This window comes from Amycolatopsis pittospori, from assembly GCF_013870525.1.
Lineage (GTDB): Bacteria > Actinomycetota > Actinomycetes > Mycobacteriales > Pseudonocardiaceae > Amycolatopsis > Amycolatopsis pittospori.
The window spans coordinates 123,262-141,916 of sequence record NZ_JACBXD010000006.1; the positions used below are offsets into that span (position 1 = coordinate 123,262).

Below are 18,655 nucleotides of genomic sequence, written 5' to 3' on the forward strand. Positions count from 1 at the left end.
CGCCGCGAGAGGAGCCGATCGATGACCGCCGAACTGACCCGACCCACCCACCAGGGGATCGCCACCGACCCGCTCGAAGACGCGTTGCGCGCGCGGATCAAGGGGGAAGTCGCCTTCGACGACTACACCCGCCACCTGTTCTCCCGCGACGCGAGCATGTACTCGATCACGCCGCGGGGCGTGGTGTTCCCCCGCGATCACGACGATGCCGCCGCCGCCGTCGCCACCGCGGCGGAGTTCGGAGTCCCGGTCGTGCCGCGCGGGGCGGGCACCAGCCTGGCCGGGCAGACCGTCGGGCCAGGCCTGGTCCTCGACCTGTCCCGGCATATGAACCGGATCATCGACCTCGATCCGGTCGCCCGCACCGCCGTCGTCGAACCCGGTGTCGTGCAGGACCAGCTCAACAAGGCGGCGGCCGAGCACGGGCTGATGTTCGGTCCGGACACCTCCACCAGCAACCGCGCCACCATCGGCGGGATGGTCGGCAACAACTCGGCCGGGTCCGGGTCGCTGACGTTCGGGATGACCATCGACCACATCCGCGCGCTGGACGTCGTGCTGGCCGATGGCTCCAGTGCCCGGCTGGAGCCGGTGAGCGAAGCCGAACGCGAACGTCGAGCGAGCGCCGACACGCTCGAAGGCCGTATCTACCGCGAACTTCCCGAACTGGTCACCGCGCACGAGGACGCGATCGCCAAAGGCATGCCGGTCTTCTGGCGCCGTGCCTGCGGCTACCGCCTCGACCGGCTTTCGGGTTACGGCGACGAGAATCCCTTCGACCTGGCCAAATTCGTCGTCGGCGCGGAGGGCACGCTCGTACTGGCCACCCGCATCGAAGTCGACCTCGTGCCCAAACCGAAGAAGACCGTTTACGCGGTCGGGCATTTCGAGACCACGCACGACGCGATCTCGGCGACGCTCGACGCGCTCAGCCGCGGGCCTCACCAGGTCGAACTGATGGACAAGACGATCCTCGACCTGTCCAGGGAAAAGATCGAATACGCGGACCTCGGCAACTATCTCGTCGGGGACCCGGCCGCGCTGCTGTTCGTGTCCTTCTCCGGCGACGACGAGGCCGAACTGGTCACGAAGGTCGACGAGGTCGCCGCGCTGTGGGAGCGCAACGGGCACGGCTATCACACGCTCAAGCTCGTCACGGCCGCCCAGCAAGTGGCGCTGCTCAAGGTGCGCAAGTCCAGTCTCGGGCTGCTGATGGCCGCCGGTGAAGGCACCAAACGGCCACTGGCGTTCATCGAGGACACCGCCGTCGCGCCCGAGCATCTCGCCGAATACACCCAGCGGTTCAAGGAGGTCCTCGACGAACACCGCCTCGAAGCCGGGTTCTACGGGCACTGTTCGGTCGGCTGCCTGCACATCCGGCCGTTCGTCGACCTCACCGACCCCGAGCAGGTCGACACGATGCGCGTGGTCGCGGAGAAGATCAAGGACCTCGTCGCCGAGTACGGCGGTGTCAACTCGTCCGAACACGGCGACGGCCTGGCCCGTTCGGAGTTCAACCGCGAGATCTTCGGTGACGAACTGTACGAAGCCATGCGTCAGGTCAAGAAGCTCTTCGATCCCGCGGGCACGATGAACCCCGGCAAGATCGTCGACGCGCCGCCCATGACCGAAAACCTGCGCGACCGCGACGCCCTGCCGCCGGCCCCGCCGCTGCGGACCATGCTGTCGTTCGAGGTCATCGGCGGAGGCGGGATGCGAGACGCCGCCGACCGCTGTATGAACATCGGGCTCTGCCGCAAGACCACCGGCGGCGTGATGTGCCCGTCCTACCAGGTCACCTTGCAGGAAGAGCATTCCACCCGCGGCCGCGCCAACGCCTTGGTCAAGGCCCTGTCCGAGCCGGATCCGAAGGCCGCGCTCGGCGGGGAACGCCTGCACGAGATCCTCGACCTTTGCCTGATGTGCAAGGCATGCAAGAGCGAATGCCCGATGAGCGTCGACATGGCCTCGCTCAAGGCGGAAACCCTGCACCAGCACCACGAGGAACACGGCACGCCGCTGCGATCGCGGATCTTCGGGTCCATCCGGTTCCTCAACCGGCTGGGATCGGCCACCGCCCCACTGTCCAATGTGCCCGGTCGGATCGGGGTGGTGCGCAGGCTCATGGAGCGCACCGTGGGGATCAAGGCCGAACGCCCGCTGCCGAAGTTCGTCCGGGACAACCTGGTGCGCTGGAACCGGCGGCGGACCTCGGCGCCGGGAAGCGCGGGCACGGTCAACTGGCTGGCCGACTCGTTCACCACCTTCACCGAACCGCAGATCGGCAAGGCGGCGATCGAACTGCTCGAAAGCGCGGGCTGGGCGGTGGAACTCGCCTCGGGTGGCTGCTGCGGACGGTCGAGCCTGTCCAAGGGGCTGCTCGACGACGCCAAGAAGAAGGCGACCGGCCTGGTCACCTCGCTGGCCCACGGCACCGAACCGGGATCGCCGATCGTCGGCTGCGAGCCGTCGTGCGTGTTCACCTTGCGCGACGAGACCTTGGCGCTGCTGCCCGACGTGCCGGAGGCCAAGGAGGTCAAGGAACGTGTCCGCCAAGTCGAGGAGCTGCTCGTCGAAGCCATCGACGACGGGAGGCTGAAGCTGCCCGGACGGTCCTGGCTCAGCGGACGGCGCGTGATCTTCCACGGCCACTGTCACCAGAAGGCGGAGGTCGGCACGGCCGCGACGATGGCGCTCCTGCGCCGTATTCCCGGCCTGGAGGTCGCGGAGATCGACTCCGGATGCTGCGGGATGGCGGGGTCGTTCGGCTTCGAGGCCGAACACTACGAGACGTCGATGGCCGTCGGCCGGGACAGGCTCTTTCCGGCGCTGGAGAAGGAATCGGCGGAGACGCTGGTCGCCGCCACCGGGGTCTCCTGCCGTCAGCAGATCTTCCACGGGGCCGGCCGGACCGCCTGGCATCCGCTGGAACTGGTCCGCGAGGCACTCGCCGGCGCCAGGGAACGGAGCTGACCGGCATGCGCCTGATTCGCTTCGCCACCAAGGGATACGACCGGACGGGCTGCGTCGAGTCCACCGTCGACGGTGACATGGTCCGCGTCTACGACCCGGTGACCGGTCCCGGCGCCGTCGTCGGCCCGCTCGACGGCGTCCGGCTGCTCGCGCCGTGCGATCCACGCACCATCGTCTGCGTCGGCAGTAACTACGCCTGCCAGCTCAAGGAAAAGGACCGTCCCTGGCCCGAGCGGCCGCAGCTGTTCCTCAAGGCACCCAACGCCGTCATCGGGCCGGGACAGCCGATCCTGCGCCCGCCGGAGGTCGAACGCCTGGAGTACGAGGGCGAACTGGCCGTCGTCATCGGCAGGACCGCGCGGAACCTCACCCTCGACAACGCCGAAGACCACATCCTCGGCTACACCTGCGCCAACGACGTCACGGCGCACGACTGGCGGGCCGACGGGCAATGGGCGCGCGCCAAGAGCGCCGACACGTTCTGCCCGCTCGGACCATGGATCACCACCGACATCGAGAGCGGAGACCTCAAGGTGGCCACCCGGATCCACGAGCGGACCGTCCAGCGGTCCACCACCGGCGAGATGATCTTCGGCGTGGCCGAGATCCTCGCCTGGGTGACCCGCTGGTTCACCCTGCGTCCCGGCGACGTCGTCCTCACCGGCAGCCCCGCGGGCGTCGGGCCGATGGAACCGGGGGACGAGGTCACCGTCGCCATCGAGGGCATCGGTGAACTGACCAACCCCGTCCACCCGAGAGAGTGAACGCCTTGTTACGGGCGTCGAGCCGGTGGCGTTAACGGAGTTCACTCGAACGAGCGACCGCTGTTTCATGATCATCAAATGGCGGTGAAAGGCCTTGCCGGGAGATCGGCGGGCAGGACAACCTCCTCGGCGTGCGGTCCCCTGTCCGCGCATCCCCAGTTGAGAGGTTGCACAGCATGAGCGACTCCCGGAGCACCACCCGCCGTTGGACGAAGCGCGGTCTGGCCGCCGGTCTGCTGACAGTGCCGATGCTCGCCGTCTTCGGCGGTTCGGCCTCCGCCGCCGAACTCACGCCGATCGCCGAATACCTCGACAGCACCATCGCCGGGCTTTCGTCGTCTCTGGTCACGGCTCTCGCCGCCCTTCTCGGCGTGGGCTGACCCCGCTTCCGCGTGTCATGAAAGGGTCTTTCAAGACGAATAACGTCTTGAAAGACCCTTTCATGACATCTCAGAGCACCTCGAAGTTCGCCATCATCGCCATGTCCTCGTGTTCGGCGTTGTGGCAATGGAAGACGTACCGGCCGCGGTAGCCGTCGAAGCGCGCGATGACCTCGACCGACTCTCCCGGACTCAGGTCCACGGTGTCCTTGATCCCGCCGTCGAACGGCCCCGGTCCGCGGCTTCCGCGGGACAGGACGCGGAAGCCCACCAGATGCAGATGCACGGGATGGTGGACGTCGGCGACGAACCGCCAGATCTCCGTGTCCCCCAGCCGGGGGCTCGCCGACATCAGGTCCGGTGAGAACGGTTCGCCGCCGATCACCCAGCCTTCGCGGCCGTGGACTTTGCCGGCGCGGAAGGAGAATTCGCGCACGGTCGTCGCCTGGTCCCGGGTGAGTGGCGCGATTTCGCCGAGCCTGGCGGGGATCCGGCTTTCGTCCGCCGCCCGGCGGGTGACGACGAACCGCATGACCTGCGCGGTCGAGCCGGTCCCGAGGCGGTTCACCAGCGTGACCTCGGTGCCGACCGGATACCGGCCGAAGTCGACGACGAGGTCGTACCGTTCCGCCGGCGCGATCGGCAGATGGCCGTGCTCGCGCGGTGTTTCGAGCAGCCCTTGATCACTGCCGATCTGCACGAATCCGCCTCCGCCGGGTGGCGGCGGATCCCACGCGAGGTCGTAGCGCCGGGCGTTGGATCCGTTGAGGACGCGGAGGCGGTACTTGACGGCCGCCACCTCGTGGACCGGCCACGGTGCGCCGTTCACGAGGATGACGTCGCCGAAAACACCCTCCACGAAAGCACTTTCGACTCCCGGTGTCGTCCTCAACGTCCGGTCGAGCGACGGGTAGGCGAAGGCACCGTGTTCGTCGAAGGCGCGGTCGGCGATCATCAGTGGAATCTCGCGTTCGCCTGCCGGGAGTCCCAGTGCGTCCTCCTCGTCGTCACGGACCAGGTGGAAGCCGGCCAAGCCCCGGTACACGGCGGGACCGGTGAAATCCATGCGGTGGTCGTGGTACCACAGGGTCGCGGCCCGTTGCCGGAACGGGAAGACGTAGTCGCGTTCCCCGTTCGTGATCCGGGCGCGGGAGTCGACCATGCCGTGGCCCGCGTGCCCGGCGTCCCAGCCGGACACCGGGAGGACCAGGTCGGTCGGGTAGCCGTCGGACTCGGCGGGGATGTGCCCGCCGTGCAGATGGACCACGGTCGGCACGGGAAGTTCGTTGCGGTGGCGCACGACCGTCGTCCGGTCCCGTCGCGATTCGATGGTCGGCCCCGGGAAGATCCCGTCATAGCCCCAGATCGGCGTCCGGACACCGGGAATGATCTCCGCCGTGGACGCCCGCTGGGTGATCGTGTAGTGATCGGCGGCGTCTCTCCTTTGCGGACGGAGGACCGGCGGGATCGGAAGCGGCACCCGGAACGGCTCCGGCAGCGGGAGCCCGGAGCGCAGCAACTCGCCGGTGCCCGGAGCGCCCTGCGCGATCAGCCGGGGCGCGGCGAGCCCGCCCGCGAGCAGGACGCCGGCGCCTCCGGCGAGCCCGAGGAACGTCCTCCGGGTAAGGCGGCGGCTCATCGGCCCGCCCGCCACGTCTGCGGACGCCAGACGGCGATGGTCGTCAGCACCATCCCGACGACGAGTGCGACGCCGAGCGGGATGTGCAGGTCGAGCGCGCCGTCCACGCCGGCGAAGTACTGCGCGGTCTCGCCCGCCGCGATGGCCAGGCTCGCCCAGAGCAGCCAGCGCGGTCCGCGGACCAGCAGGAGCACCAGCGCCGCCAAGACCTGCGCGTAGGCCAGGAAGGACACGGCGTCGGCGCCCCAGCGGTGCAGCCAGAGCATGTCGTAGTCGCCGCCCAGATAGCCGCCGGCGAACACCGGCTGGCCGATGATCGCGACGGCGTGGGCGCTCACGAGCACCCGGTTCACCGCCAGCGTCACGCCGGCCTTCCGGCTCCGGGTTGTCACGGTTTCACTCACGGATCGAACGTAAGAGCGGACGCCTTATGCTGTCCAAGACAAGATGGGTTATCTGTTCATAACAGGTGAGGTATCAGTAGTGGATCTTCTGGCGCTCCGGTACTTCCAGACGGTCGCCCGGCTCGAGCACGTCGGCCGCGCCGCCGAGAAACTGCGTGTCGCACAGCCCTCGCTCAGCCGGACCCTCGCGCGACTGGAAGCCGACCTCGGCGTCCCGCTGTTCGATCGGCACGGGCGCCGGATCCGGCTCAACCGGTTCGGTGCCGCTTTCCTCCGCCGGGTCGACCGGGTGCTGGCCGAACTCGACGACGCCCGCCAGGAACTCGACGACGCCGCCGGGCTGGAACGCGGCGTCGTCACCGTCGCGGCCGAGAGCCTGCTGGCGATCACGGAACCGCTCCGCGGCTTCGTCCCGGACCATCCGCTGGTGGACGTCCGGCTGTCCCAGGCCTCCGCGACCGGGATGGTGGAGAAGCTGCTGTCCGGCGACGTCGACCTGTGCGTGACCTCGCAACCCTTACCCGGCAACGACATCCGGAGTCGCGTCCTGCTCGACGAACGGGTGATGCTCTGCGTGCCGTCGGGTCATCGGCTCGCCGGGAAGGGCCGCGTCGAACTCGCCGACCTGGAGGGTGAGCCGTTTCTGACCACCCGGCCCGGCTACTGGCAACGATCGCTCGCGGATCACCTTTTCGCGAAGGCCGGACTCGACCTCCACATCGTCTGCGAGGGTGACGAAGCCGGAGCGCTCTTCCAGCTCATCGATTCGGGTCTCGGTATCGCGTTCGTGCCCTCGCTCGGGCAACGCGCGGACATCGGTATGAGCGTGGTGTGGCTCGAAGTCGACGATCCGGAGTGCCGCCGCGTGCTCAGCGTGGCCTGGCGTGAGGACACTTATCTTTCCGCCGCGGCCCAGCGATTCCGCGACCACATCGTCGAGCATTTCCGGACCTACGCCGAAGCCGGACCCCGGTCGCGTCGACCAGGACCCGGCTTCGGGGGGACCACTACTGGTTGAGGGTCACACCGTAGGCGCTCAGGGCTTCGCCGATCGGCTGGAAGTAGGAGGTCCCGCTTCCCTTGCCGGAGGTGATGCCCAGGCCGACACTGCCGGCGAACAGGCAGCCGCCCGAGTCACCGGGGTTGACCAGCGCGCTGGTCTGGATCAGCTGGTACACCGAGCCTTCGGAGTAGTTGACCGTCACGTTCAGCCGCTGCACCGAACCCGAGGTGAGGCGGGTGGTGCTGCCGCTCTTGCTGATCCGCTGCCCGACGGTGGCGGCACCGGAGGAGGCGATCCGCTGGGTGGAGCCGTTCCACAGGGTGACCGCGCCGGGGCCGCTGCCACTGGTGTTGCGGATCAGGCCGTAGTCGTTGGTCGGGAAGCTCGCGCCCTGCGACGGCCCGACGTTCCACTGCGAGACCGCGCGCGTGCAGTGCCCGGCGTCGAGGATGTAGTTCTGGCCACCGCGGTTGGTGTTGAAGCCGACCGAGCAGCGGGTGCCGCCGCCGGTGATGGCCTCACCGTTGTAGATCGCGGTGTGCATCTCGCCGGTGGTCCGCTCCACCCGGACGCGGTCGCCGAGCGACTCGGCGGCCTTGATCAGGGCTTCGGCGCCCTTGGCCGCGTCGGACACGGTCAGCACGATCTGGTTCGACTTCGGGTCGACGCCGATCGACGTATGCGTCACCGTGGGCAGCGCCTGCAGGGCGTCCTGCGCGCTCGCCAGCGCCGCGCTGGAGTGCTTGACCAGCCGGGCCTGGGCGCCGGTCGCGGTGACCTGGTCGGCGGCGGCCTGGTCGAGCACGTTCACCACCGGTTTGGCGGCGTCGTCGAGGTAGCCGTCCGCGGCACGGGAGCCGAGGGAGGCGGTGACCTTCTCCACCGTCTCGATGCTGGCCTTCTGTGTCCGCAGCAACTCGACCGCCGCCGCTTCGCTGATCCCGGCCTCCGAGGCGAGGGAGGTGACGGCCTCGTTCTGGACGGTGGGGGAGTAGCCCTCGATGGTCGTGGCGGTGGCCGTCGACGGGGCGAGGAAGCCGATGACCGCGGCGGCGGCCACGAGTGTGGTGGCGGTGCGAGCGAGTAGAGGATGGCCCGGGGACGTTGTGCGCATACCGGTGGCTCACTTTCGCGAGGAAGATCCAGCGCGAGGGATGGCCGCACTGGACACAGTGGGGTAGCCGGGCACGGCGTGGTGACCGGCACCGGTGATCCGGTGCCGATCAGGGTGTTCCACGCCACCGGGTGCAGATACCGACTTTCGTTGGACAGGAAGAAAGATAGGTATCGTCCCGTTCGGCCTACCGGGGTATTCGCGCACAGCAAACGGCTTCCGGAAGCGATCCTGTTCACACGACTGGTCTAAACGACCACTTGCGGAGTCGATCTCGGCCGCGTCCGACGTGAGATCACGGATCGGGATACCGGGGTCCCCTAGGCCTCCGAGAATATGCCGCCGAACGCCAAGCGGGCGAAGCGTTCCCCGATGAGCCGGTGGGTGGCCGCGTCCGGGTGGAGTTCGTCGGGCAGCGGCAATTCGGCGTTGTCCTGCTCGCCGTAGAGATCGAGGCCGTCGAGGTAGCCCAGATTCGGGTCGCCCGCCGAGCGTTCCTTGACGATACGGGCGAGTTCGCCGCGGATTTTGGTCAGCGTCAGTTTGCCCGCCGCGGTTTCCGCCGGGTCACCGGTGGCCGTGAACCGCAGCTTTCCTTCTCGCAGAGCGCCGGTGTCGAAGGAGCACGGCCCCGGCGTGTGCTCGTGAATGGGGCAGTAAAGGGCGGAAACGACCAGCAGTGGCGTGGTCGGATGCCCATCCCTGACGGTGTCGAGGAAACCGTGGACGGCCGGGCCGAACGCGCGCAGCCGCATCGCGTCGGAGTTGACGAGGTTGATGCCGATCTTGACGCTGATCAGATCCGCCGGGGTGTCCCGCATGGCGCGCGCGGTGAACGGGTCGAGCAGCGCGCTGCCGCCGAAACCCAGGTTGATCAGGTCCACGCCGCCCAGTTTCGCGGCCAGTGCGGGCCAGATCCCGGTCGGGGTGACGGCGTTGGAGCCGTGGCTGATGGAACTGCCGTGGTGCAGCCAGGTTCGCCGTCCGCTGGACCGTACACTGTGGACGGTCGCGTCGGTGCGCAGGGCGACCAGCAGGGTGGTTTCGCCGTGTGGCAGCCAGATCTCGACGTCCTTCTCGTCCTCGGGCAGGCCGGGGAACCGCAACGTCCGCACCGGACCCGGCTGGGATCGAGCGGTACCGGTGGCCATGTCGATGGTCAAGACGTCACCGTCGGGCGCGCTGGCCTGTCCGGCGAGCCGGCCGTCGACGAGGAGTTCGTACACGCCATCGGGCCGTCGTGGCAGTCCGACGTAGTCCCGTTTGGTGGCGATGACGTCCAGTTCGACGACCGTGGCGCGGGTGCGGAAGGCCAGTCGAACGCCGGAAGGCTGCGATTCCGCCATGGCCAGCTGGCCGTCGGGGATCTGCAGGCGCGCCCGGGCGGGCAGCCGGTGGGGGAGCAGGCCGCGATCGGTCTGTTCCAGTTCCAGGGCACCGCGGACGAGGTCGGCGGTGAGGGGTGTGGTGAGCATTTCTTCGGTCATTTCCTTCGTGGCCAAGTGCGAAGCAGGACGTCGAGCGCGTCGAGGATCTCGGTCCAGCTTTCCTGTGAATCGGGGGAGCTGTGGCTGAAGCCGCCGGCGGACTCCAGGCCGACGTAGCCGCTGAAGACGCTGCCCAGCAGCCGTACGGCGTGCGTTCGATGGGGTTCGGCCAGGTCGTAGCCGCGCAGGATCGCCTGCATCAGCTGGGCATGCCGGACTCCGGCGCTGCCGGCCGCCGTCTCCGGAGCGAGGCGGAAGCGTGCGGCTTCGAAGCGGCCGGGATGCTCCAGGGCGTAGTCGCGGTGGACGTTCGCCAAGGCGATCAAGGCGTCCTTGCCCGCCAGGCCCGCCACCGCGGTGGCGGCCAGGTCGGCGAGTTCCGCCAGGGCCAGCAGGGCGATCTCGGTCTTCAGCTCGTGGGCGTTCTTCACGTGCGAGTAGAGGCTCGCCGTCTTGACGCCGCAGCGTTTCGCGAGCTCTGTCGGGGTGACGTGTTCGAAGCCGAGCTCGTCGGCCATCTCCGCCCCCGCCCGGACCACGCGTTCCGTGGTCAGTCCTGCCCGTGCCATGTCCGTCCTTCCGGTCGGCGACGACGTTACCATAGTCCATTCTGTATTTGCCTAATGCTTTTAGGAAGTGACGTAAACCTGGGTTCGGTAGCACCGGCCGTCCTGGAAGCTGGGTGCGGTCAGAACGGAGGTGGCGCGGTGAACACAGTGGATCCGGCCCGGGCCCGGCACGACCGCATCGAGCGGTGGCGGGGAGACCGGCTCCTGCTCGTCGGCGCGATCGTGGCCTCGGCCGTCACCCTGGTCTGCGGTTTCCTGACCGGGCGCGGATTCGGCGTGATCGTCGAGCAGTTCCGGACGATGGCGATCGACAGCGTCTTCGACGACCGCGGAGACGGCAGGTCGCTGATCGAGGGCGTCTGGGGAACCTTCGGCCTGCTCGGCTGCATCGCCTCCGGCAGCCTCGCCGGTGTCGCCGTGCGGCGTTATCAGGGACGGCCGGCTTTGCCGGCGTTCCCGGCGGTGCTGGCCCTCGCGGCGACCACGGTCGGCATCTGGGACTCGTCACGCGGATGGCTTCCGCCGCTCGCCGTCGGCGTCGCCGTCGACCCGGTCTTCCACAAGGACGAGAAGTGGGGGTTCTGGGGATGGCTGATGTACTACGCCGACTGGTGGGTGCCCGCGTTCCTGCTGGTCCTGACGGTGTTGGCGGTGTCGCACGCCGTCGGGGCCACCCGCCGGTCCGCCGAGATGGTCCGGACCCGGGATCGGCTCTTGCGGTCCGGATCGCGCGTGCCCGCCGAGATCGTCGATGTGAAACTGCGCCTGGGAGGGGACGAATCGGGAACCCGTGTCGTCGGCGCGACCGTCACCGTGTCGTTCGTCGACTCCTCGGGCGTCCGGCACTGGACGACCCGTCGCACCAAGGACACCACGATCGCGACCGCCGAAGTGCTGTTCGACCCGGCGTCGCCCGCCGACGACAAGAAGATCTTCGTGGCGCTCCGGCGCCTGCCCGCCCTCAGTGACTGGCTGCCCGCCGACTGAAACCGCCCCGAGAGACTGGAGTCACCGCCATGACGGCCGCTCGTTACGGACCCGTCGCCCTCTTCCGCGGCTTTCTCGCCGGAGCCGTGATCGGGACGACGCTGTGCGCCTTCATCGTCTCGATCATCATCGAGACCGTCCCGCTTTTGCTTGCCAGTCTGAGCCTTCCGGTCGTCTACGGCGTCTTTTTCTTCCTCGCCGGAATGCCGCGACGCGCTCGCGAAGCGGCGATCGTCCCGCTGGTCGCGCTCGCGAAGATCGAGAGCGTTCGAGCCGGCGGCACCGAAACCGGCGACGTCCCGGTCGACCTCGACCTCACCGTCGCCCCCGACGGCGCGGCGACCTTCCGCACGAAGATCACCCACAGCGTCAACCTGGTCGACCTCTCGGAGTACCGGACGGGTCGCGTCCTGGTCATCGAGTACCCGCCGGACCGCCCGTGGAAGGCGAAGGTCGTGCAGCGCCCGTCGCCGGATTGGGAACGCCGGGTGGCCGACGCCATCATCGAATCCGCTCCCGAGTCCAGCCCGGCGCAAGAGCCGTCTGAAGGCTGCGCGTACGGCGCCCTCACGCTTCTCGGGCTACTGCTCGGCGCGGCCGCCGTCCTGCTGGCGTTCCGGGTGGAACTGTTCGGGACGGAAGTCCGCGTCGGCTCCGAGGAGCCTTCGACGTCCAGCACGACCACGTCCTCGTCGGGCTCCGCGACGGTCACCGTCGACCGGTCGTTGCTGGACGAGGGGGAGTTGCGCCGGGCCATCGACGCCCTGGCGGGGGCCGCGGACGTTTCGCAGGTGATCACCGTGGTCGTCGAGGAGCGGAAGTTGACCGTGGTCTTCGCGCCGAGTGAGGCCCAGGTACCGCGGTTCGACCTTCGCGCCATGGCCGTCGACCGCGTCCCGGCTCTCGTGCGGAGGGCTACGAGCACTCTTCGCGTCGGGGTGCCGCAAACCTGGCAGGTGACCGGGGTTCCTTTCGGGACCGATGTTTCCCTGCGGGTGGTCGTGAGTGGACCGGAGGGAAGCGGGGCGGTGGTGGACGGCCAGTGACGCGTGTGGTCGTGCCGGGACGGCAGGTCCGTGAAGGCCTCCTTGAGGGACCCAGAGTCCCTCAAGGAGGCCTTCACGGACTTCGGACCGACGAAGATGTCCAGCGCGCTTAAGTGTCCGTCCCCTTGCCCTGCGCTGAACACTCACCACGGCCGCTGGACTTCCCCTCCCGTCACCGGTAAACCAGAAACCCGTGACTTCCGTGAAACGCCGCCTCGCCGGTGTCCTCGCCGTCCTGCTGCTCACGATGGCGGGGGTCGCCGCGCCGGCGGCGGCCGCCACGAACCTCAGCGTGCTCAGCTTCAACATCTGGATGCGCGGCTCGCACGGCGGGATCGGCGCGGTGGTGGACCAGATCCGCGCTTCGGGCGCGAACGTGGTCGCGTTGTCGGAGACCGGCGGCGGCGCCACCGAGGCGATCGCCGACGCGCTGGGCTGGCAGCACACCGAACCCGGCTGGGACATCGACGTGATCAGCGCGCTGCCGATCCAGCAGACCGACTGGAAGTCGTGGAACGACACGGGCGCGAAGGCCATCACGGCGAAGATCGCCGGTGTCTGGGTCTACGCGATCCATCTCGACTACACGAAGTACGGCCCGTACAACGCCTGCTTCGACAAGGACAGCGTGAGCACGATCCTCGCCGACGAGACGAACCGCCGTCGTCAGGCCGAGCAGATCGCGGAGTGGACGGGCAGCAGCCCCGGTATCGTCGCCGGTGACTTGAACAGCCCGTCCCACCAGGACTGGACCGCGGCCGCCAAGGCGAAGCACTGCGGCTACGAAGTGGCCTGGCCGACGACCAAGGCGTTCACCGCGCGCGGTTTCACCGACTCGTACCGCAAGGCGCGGCCCGACCCCGTCGCCGACCCGGGCAACACCTGGTCCCCGGTGGAGAAGGACAACCAGGGCAGGCCGGAGCCCCAGGACCGGATCGACTTCGTCTTCTACCGCGGCGGCTCGATCACGCCGACCGGCAGCCGCACCTTCGGCGGCGGGACCGGCTGGCCGTCGGACCACCTGGCCGTGCTCAGCTCCTTCACGGTTTCCTGACCAGGGGCGGGATCTCGCGTCCTCCCTCAGGTCTCGACGAGTTCGGCGAAGTCATCGGGCACGGTCAGGCACCGTGCTTTCCGGGCGCGGCGCTGCCGGAGTACTCACCGAGATCGGACACCAGTTTGGTCAGCTCGGCGTCGTTGTCGTAGCGGCGCTGGTGCAGTTCGGCGATCTTCGCGGCCATCTCCGGGTCCGGGTCGTCGGTGATGTCGAAGGACGCGAACTTGTCGACCAACGGCAGTCCGACGCGGTCGGTGTTCCGGTGCGCGGGGTGGATGAGGTATTCCCAGTAGCCGTCGAGATCCTCGATCATGAAGACGGCGCCCCATTCGTACTCGCCGCCGAAGTCGCGGCCGACGACGAAGGATTTCACCGAGGGGATGACGCGGCCCTGATTGCGGAGGCTTTCCAGGGCCTCCGCGATCTGCTCGGGCGAGGCGTCGGCCCGGAGGGTGAATCGGTTGCCGTGGTAGATCATCGTGCTTCCTTTCGGTTGTTTCGGGAGAGAAGTGCGGCGAGCGCCGCCCCCGCTCCCATGGCGATGCCGGTCCAGGTGAAGGTGCCGGCGATACCGATGGTCTGGACGAGTGGCTGGACGACGAGCGGCGAGAGGAACTGGCCGAGGAAGATCCCGGTGACCAGGCCGCTGAGCACCCGGCCCCGACGCGCGGGGTCGGCGGACTCGGCCAGCCGCAGGTTCAGGTTGGGGACGACGAAGCCGACACCGAAGCCGCCGACGAGCAGTCCGGCCACGACCTGGGCGACCGTTTCCGCCGTGCCGACCAGCAGCCAGCCCACGCCGAGGAGCGCGACGCTGAGGGTGGTGATCGAGGTGGGGCTCAGACGTGCGCGCAGCCGGGGGAAGGCGAGCGCGCCGGCGACGCTGGTCAGCGTGCTTCCGGCGACCACCGCGCCGATGACGGCGGGCCCGCTTCCGAAGCCCTCCAACAAGAACGGCAACTGGGTCGGCGCCATGTAGAACACCAGTGTCGCCAGGAGCGCCAGGACGTAGATGACGATGACGCGTCCGGAAAGGTGGGTCCGCCGGTCGTCGCGCACCATGGCCGGGCTGCTCCGGCGCGGTTCTTTCACCGAGGCGAACGCGAAGACGGCCACGATCGCCGACGCCGAGTAGATCCAGAACGGCGCCTGCCAGTTCATCGCGGCCAGCAGACCGGCCAGCGGCAGGAAGACGACGCCGCCCAGACTCGCCGACGCCTGCTGCAGCCCGAGGAACGAAGCGCGTTCGGGTCCGTCGAACCAGTCGGTGATCAGCGTGCTGACCGCCGTCATGATCGCGCCGACGGCGAGCCCGAGTCCGGCGCGGGTGGCGAGCAGCAGGTAGAGGTCGTCGACGAAGAAGCCCGCGGTGCCGGCGACGGCGTAGAGCACGAGGCCGGTCAGCAGCAGGGGACGGCGTCCGACGCGATCGGCGACGATCCCGGACAGCGGCGCGCTGATCGCGATCGCGAGCGAGGTCACGGTCAGCGCCAGCCGCACGAGGAGCCCGGAGCCGGACGTACCGGCGAAGACCTCGCGCATCGCGGGCAGGCTGGGTGCGATGATCGCCGCGGCCATGATGGTCAACGTCGCGGCGCCCAGCACGGTGCCGCGGGCCGGGCGCGTCGGCGTCAGGGCGTCTGCTCGGTTCGTCACGCCACCAACCTCGCAGCGGCACCCCCTGCTTCGCGTCGGTGAAAATCGCCTATGTTCGCGGTATGCCGACGCCGCTGGTGGGCCGGGCCACCGAGGTCAGCGCCCTTGACGAGGTGCTCGCCGCCGCCAGGAAGGGCGACGGCGGCGCGCTGGTGCTCCACGGCGAGCCGGGCATCGGCAAAAGCAGCCTGCTGGACCACGCGCGCCGCAACGCCGACGACTTCTGGGTGATGGAGGCGTCCGGTTCGGAGTTCGAGACCGAACTCCCGTTCGCCGCTCTGCACCAGCTGTGCGTGCCGGTGCTCGGGCACCTCGGCGAGCTGTCCACGGCGCACAGGGAGGCCCTGGAGATCGCGTTCGGGCTGGCGACCGGGACACCGGATCTCTTCCGGATCGGCCTCGCGACCCTGGACCTGCTGTCGTGCGCGACCAGGAGAAGCCCGCTGTTGTGCGTGATCGACGACGCCCACTGGCTGGACGACGCGTCGTCGAAGGCGCTGACCTTCCTCGCCCGCCGGATCGGGTCCGAGCCGGTCGCGATGGTGTTCGCGGCGCGTACCGGTGGGGGACTCGACGAGTTGCCGGGTCTGGTGGTCGAAGGGCTGCGAGACGTCGACGCGCGCGCATTGCTGGCGGACGGCGTTTCCCTGATCGACCCGCGTGTGCGGGACCGTGTGCTCGCCGAGGCACGCGGGAATCCGCTGGCCTTGCTCGAACTCCCCAAGTCCGGCGGGTTCGCCCTGCCCGACACGTCGTCGGTTCCGAGCCGGATCGAGCGCAGCTTCCAGGAACGGTCGGCGGGACTGCCCGCCGGCGCGCGGCTGCTGCTCACCGTCGCGAGTGCCGAGCCGACCGGCGATCCCGGCTTGCTGTGGTCCGCCGCGCGGAACCTGGGCGACGATGTGGTGGCGAGCGCGGAAGCCGCGGAGGCGTCCGGCCTGATCGACTTCTCGACCCGGGTGCGCTTCTGCCACCCGCTCGCGCGTTCGGCCGTCTACCGGGCCGCGCCCGACGGCGAACGCCGCCGAGCCCATCGCGCGCTGGCGGCCGTGACCGATCCCGGCGTCGATCCGGACCGGCGCGTCTGGCATCTCGCGCAGGCGGGTACCGGACCGGACGACGAGCTCGCCGCCGAGCTGGCCCGGTCGGCGTCCCGTGCCCAGGCGCGTGGTGGCGTCGCGGCGGCAGCGGCGTTCCTGGAGCGGGCGGCGGCGCTGTCGCTGGATTCCGGCCCGCGGACGGAACACGCTCTCGCGGCGGCGCGCGCGAAACTCGACGCGGGCGCCACGGACGCCGCGGCCGATCTGCTCACCAGTGTGGAGACCGGTTCCCAGGACGACCTCACGCTGGCGAAGATCGACCTGCTGCGCGGGCGGATCGCCTTCGCGCGGCACACCGACGACAACGGCGCTGTCTTCATGCTCCGTGCGGCGCACCGACTCGCCGAGCTGGATCCGGAGTGGTCCAGGGAATGCTTTCTCGACGCACTGGAGGCGAGCCTTCTCGTCGGACGGGCGAGCGGGGTGATGGACATGGTGGTGGACCAGGCGAGTTCGGCCCCACCCGCGCCGCGTCCGCCGGACATGCTCGACGCGCTGATCCGGCTGACCGCCGAGGGCCACCGGACGGCGGCTCCTTTGCTGCGACGAATTCTGGCGGACCGTCCGATGTGGACTCGGCGGCCCGCGCTGGCCACCATGCTCACGGCCGAGCTCTGGGATGTGGAGGCCCACGCGGGAATCGTCGAGTGGCTGATGGAGACCGGACGGGAAACCGGTTCGCCGCACACACTCCGGCTCGGGCTCGCCCAGGTGGCCACCGCCGCCGTGCTCACCGGCGACCTCGGGAAGGCGATGTCCGCCATCGCCGAAGAAGAGGCGATCTCGGACGCGCTCGGCGTCCCGACGCTGCGCTATCCCCGGCTGCACCTGACCGCGATGCGGGGTCGCCGGAAGGAAGGCCTCGAAGTACTCGAGTCGGCGTCGGCACTCGCGACCGCCCGGGGAATCGGCCAGCTGATCGCCAACGTCCATTGGGCGGCGGCCGTGCTGCACAACGGACTGGCCGACTATCCGCCCGCGCTGGCCGCGGCGCGGCAGGCGACCGGACCGGGCGACCTGTTCCTCGCCGGGGTCGCGCTACCCGAACTGGTCGAAGCCGCGATCCGGTGCGATGAGCGGGATTCCGCCGTCTCGGCGTTGGAAGCCTTGACCGAGCGCACGGCTTCCAGCGGTACGGCGTGGGGTCTCGGTGTCACCGCATACGCGCGAGCGCTGGTCACTGGCGCCGAGGCCGACTACCGGGAGGCCATCGAGCGGCTCGCCGAGAGTCCGGTGATCCCGTATCGCGCCAGGGCTCATCTGCTCTACGGGGAGTGGCTGCGCCGCGAAGGCCGGCGTCGCGACGCCCGCGAGCATCTGCGCGCGGCCCACGAACTGCTGTCCGGAGCGGGAATGGAGGCCTTCGCCCGGCGCGCGGCGGACGAACTGCGCGCCACCGGCGAGGTCGCCCGCGGCCGTACCGCGCCCGGCCACGACGAGCTCACGATGCAGGAGGTGCACATCGCGCGGCTCGTCGCCACCGGCGCGACGTCGAAGGAGGTCGCCGCGCGGCTTTTCCTCAGTCCGCGCACGGTGGACGCCCACCTGCGCAACATCTTCCGCAAACTCGGCATCACCTCGCGCAGGCAGCTGAGGGACCTGCCGGATCCGGAGATCATCGGTGCCGGCGGGGTTCGGCGGCCGCACTGGTAGAAATGTCCGATGCGGGATTTCTTCAAAGGTTTCCGGATGTTCGGGCAAGGCCTGGGCATCCTGCTGCGGTCGCCGAAGCTGCTGCTGATCGGGGCGCTGCCCGCGGTGCTGACCACCCTGCTGTTGCTCGGCGGTGTGGTCGCGCTCGCGTTCTGGGTCGATGACCTGTCCGCGCTGATCACCCCGTTCGCGGACGACTGGGAGACGGGCCTGCGGACGGCGGTGCGCGTGGCGGCCGGGGTCGCGGTGTTCGCGGTGGCCCTGACGATCGCCATGATCGGGTTCACGGCGATCACCCTCGCCGTCGGCGGACCGTTCTACGAGCACATCGCGGAGAAGGTCGAGGACGACCTCGGCGGTGTTCCCGGCGCGGTCGACCTGTCGGGCTGGCGGTTGCTGGTGATGGGGCTGCGGGACGGTCTGCTCCTGGTCCTGCGTTCGCTGATGTTCACGATCCCGCTCCTGATCGCGGGGTTCGTCCCGGTGGTGGGGCAGACCGTCGTGCCGGTGCTGCTGGCGCTGGTCACGGCGTGGTTCCTGGCGCTGGAACTGATCGCCGTGCCGTTCTACCGGCGTGGCATGGACTTGAAGCAGCGTCGGCGGCTGCTGCGCAACCATCGCGCTTTCGCCCTCGGACTGGGCCTTCCGGTGTCACTGCTGTGCCTGATCCCGTTCGCCGCGCTGATCGTGATGCCGGTCGGGTTCGTCGGCGGTGTCCTGGTCGCCAGGGAGGTCCTCGCGCAAGACGCGGTCGATCAGCCGATCCGAGTCGCCTGAGCCGGTTGACCGGCTGTGCAGGGTTCGTGTCCCGGTGTGTACTCAA

Annotated in this window: 16 protein-coding genes; 9 read left to right on the plus strand and 7 right to left on the minus strand. The window is 69.3% G+C overall.

What is annotated here, in order from left to right; all coding sequences use genetic code 11:
• The first annotated feature begins 21 nt into the window (after positions 1 to 21).
• The 3 genes from H5J31_RS05355 (at position 22) to H5J31_RS05365 (ending at position 4,117) form a co-directional block, all read left to right on the plus strand.
• Complete coding sequence (locus H5J31_RS05355) at positions 22 to 2,973, plus strand: FAD-binding and (Fe-S)-binding domain-containing protein (protein ID WP_181771322.1); 2,952 nt, start codon at positions 22 to 24, stop codon at positions 2,971 to 2,973.
• 5 nt (positions 2,974 to 2,978) lie between these two features.
• Positions 2,979 to 3,737: a fumarylacetoacetate hydrolase family protein gene (locus H5J31_RS05360; RefSeq protein ID WP_181771323.1), complete on the plus strand. Its 759-nt coding sequence runs from the start codon at positions 2,979 to 2,981 to the stop codon at positions 3,735 to 3,737.
• A 176-nt stretch (positions 3,738 to 3,913) separates the two neighbouring features.
• A complete protein-coding gene (locus H5J31_RS05365) occupies positions 3,914 to 4,117 on the plus strand; it encodes a hypothetical protein (RefSeq protein WP_181771358.1) in 204 nt (67 codons plus the stop codon).
• A gap of 70 nt (positions 4,118 to 4,187) precedes the next feature.
• Here H5J31_RS05365 and H5J31_RS05370 read toward each other — a convergent pair whose 3' ends face one another.
• Positions 4,188 to 5,756 carry a multicopper oxidase family protein gene (locus tag H5J31_RS05370; RefSeq protein ID WP_181771324.1) on the minus strand — a complete coding sequence of 523 codons (1,569 nt, stop codon included), beginning with the start codon at positions 5,754 to 5,756 and terminating at the stop codon, positions 4,188 to 4,190.
• Positions 5,753 to 6,160, minus strand: coding sequence for a hypothetical protein (locus H5J31_RS05375; RefSeq protein WP_181771325.1), 408 nt, complete (start codon positions 6,158 to 6,160; stop codon positions 5,753 to 5,755). Before H5J31_RS05375 ends, H5J31_RS05370 begins: the two co-directional genes overlap by 4 nt.
• 79 nt (positions 6,161 to 6,239) lie before the next feature.
• Between H5J31_RS05375 and H5J31_RS05380 the strand changes: the two genes are divergently transcribed.
• On the plus strand, positions 6,240 to 7,178 hold the full coding sequence (locus tag H5J31_RS05380; RefSeq protein ID WP_181771326.1) for a LysR family transcriptional regulator: 939 nt from the start codon (positions 6,240 to 6,242) through the stop codon (positions 7,176 to 7,178).
• On the opposite strand, the gene H5J31_RS05385 is transcribed toward H5J31_RS05380, so the two are convergent.
• The 3 genes from H5J31_RS05385 to H5J31_RS05395 all read right to left on the minus strand — a co-directional run bounded on the left by H5J31_RS05385 (position 7,168) and on the right by H5J31_RS05395 (position 10,333).
• Positions 7,168 to 8,277 carry a S1 family peptidase gene (locus H5J31_RS05385; protein WP_207897471.1) on the minus strand — a complete coding sequence of 370 codons (1,110 nt, stop codon included), beginning with the start codon at positions 8,275 to 8,277 and terminating at the stop codon, positions 7,168 to 7,170. The two genes, H5J31_RS05380 and H5J31_RS05385, sit on opposite strands and share 11 nt — an antisense overlap.
• Before the next feature lie 320 nt (positions 8,278 to 8,597).
• Complete coding sequence (locus H5J31_RS05390; protein ID WP_181771327.1) at positions 8,598 to 9,752, minus strand: GDSL-type esterase/lipase family protein; 1,155 nt, start codon at positions 9,750 to 9,752, stop codon at positions 8,598 to 8,600.
• Positions 9,753 to 9,760: 8 nt separating this feature from the next.
• Positions 9,761 to 10,333 (minus strand): TetR/AcrR family transcriptional regulator, encoded by a 573-nt coding sequence (locus tag H5J31_RS05395; protein ID WP_181771328.1) that lies wholly within the window; start codon positions 10,331 to 10,333, stop codon positions 9,761 to 9,763.
• A 138-nt stretch (positions 10,334 to 10,471) separates the two neighbouring features.
• Here H5J31_RS05395 and H5J31_RS05400 point away from each other — a divergent pair, with 138 nt between their 5' ends.
• The 3 genes from H5J31_RS05400 to H5J31_RS05410 all read left to right on the plus strand — a co-directional run bounded on the left by H5J31_RS05400 (position 10,472) and on the right by H5J31_RS05410 (position 13,420).
• Positions 10,472 to 11,320: a hypothetical protein gene (locus tag H5J31_RS05400; RefSeq protein WP_181771329.1), complete on the plus strand. Its 849-nt coding sequence runs from the start codon at positions 10,472 to 10,474 to the stop codon at positions 11,318 to 11,320.
• Between the two features lie 29 nt (positions 11,321 to 11,349).
• On the plus strand, positions 11,350 to 12,366 hold the full coding sequence (locus H5J31_RS05405) for a hypothetical protein (RefSeq protein ID WP_181771330.1): 1,017 nt from the start codon (positions 11,350 to 11,352) through the stop codon (positions 12,364 to 12,366).
• 193 nt (positions 12,367 to 12,559) lie between these two features.
• Positions 12,560 to 13,420 carry an endonuclease/exonuclease/phosphatase family protein gene (locus H5J31_RS05410; RefSeq protein WP_181771331.1) on the plus strand — a complete coding sequence of 287 codons (861 nt, stop codon included), beginning with the start codon at positions 12,560 to 12,562 and terminating at the stop codon, positions 13,418 to 13,420.
• A gap of 64 nt (positions 13,421 to 13,484) precedes the next feature.
• Here the strand turns inward: H5J31_RS05410 and H5J31_RS05415 are convergent, their stop codons facing one another.
• Both H5J31_RS05415 and H5J31_RS05420 read right to left on the minus strand, forming a co-directional pair.
• Positions 13,485 to 13,901, minus strand: coding sequence for a Dabb family protein (locus H5J31_RS05415; RefSeq protein WP_181771332.1), 417 nt, complete (start codon positions 13,899 to 13,901; stop codon positions 13,485 to 13,487).
• Positions 13,898 to 15,079, minus strand: coding sequence for an MFS transporter (locus H5J31_RS05420; protein ID WP_328701386.1), 1,182 nt, complete (start codon positions 15,077 to 15,079; stop codon positions 13,898 to 13,900). Before H5J31_RS05420 ends, H5J31_RS05415 begins: the two co-directional genes overlap by 4 nt.
• Before the next feature lie 62 nt (positions 15,080 to 15,141).
• Here H5J31_RS05420 and H5J31_RS05425 point away from each other — a divergent pair, with 62 nt between their 5' ends.
• Positions 15,142 to 17,832, plus strand: coding sequence for an AAA family ATPase (locus H5J31_RS05425; protein WP_181771333.1), 2,691 nt, complete (start codon positions 15,142 to 15,144; stop codon positions 17,830 to 17,832).
• Between the two features lie 9 nt (positions 17,833 to 17,841).
• Positions 17,842 to 18,609 carry an EI24 domain-containing protein gene (locus H5J31_RS05430; RefSeq protein WP_181771334.1) on the plus strand — a complete coding sequence of 256 codons (768 nt, stop codon included), beginning with the start codon at positions 17,842 to 17,844 and terminating at the stop codon, positions 18,607 to 18,609.
• Positions 18,610 to 18,655: the final 46 nt, after the last annotated feature.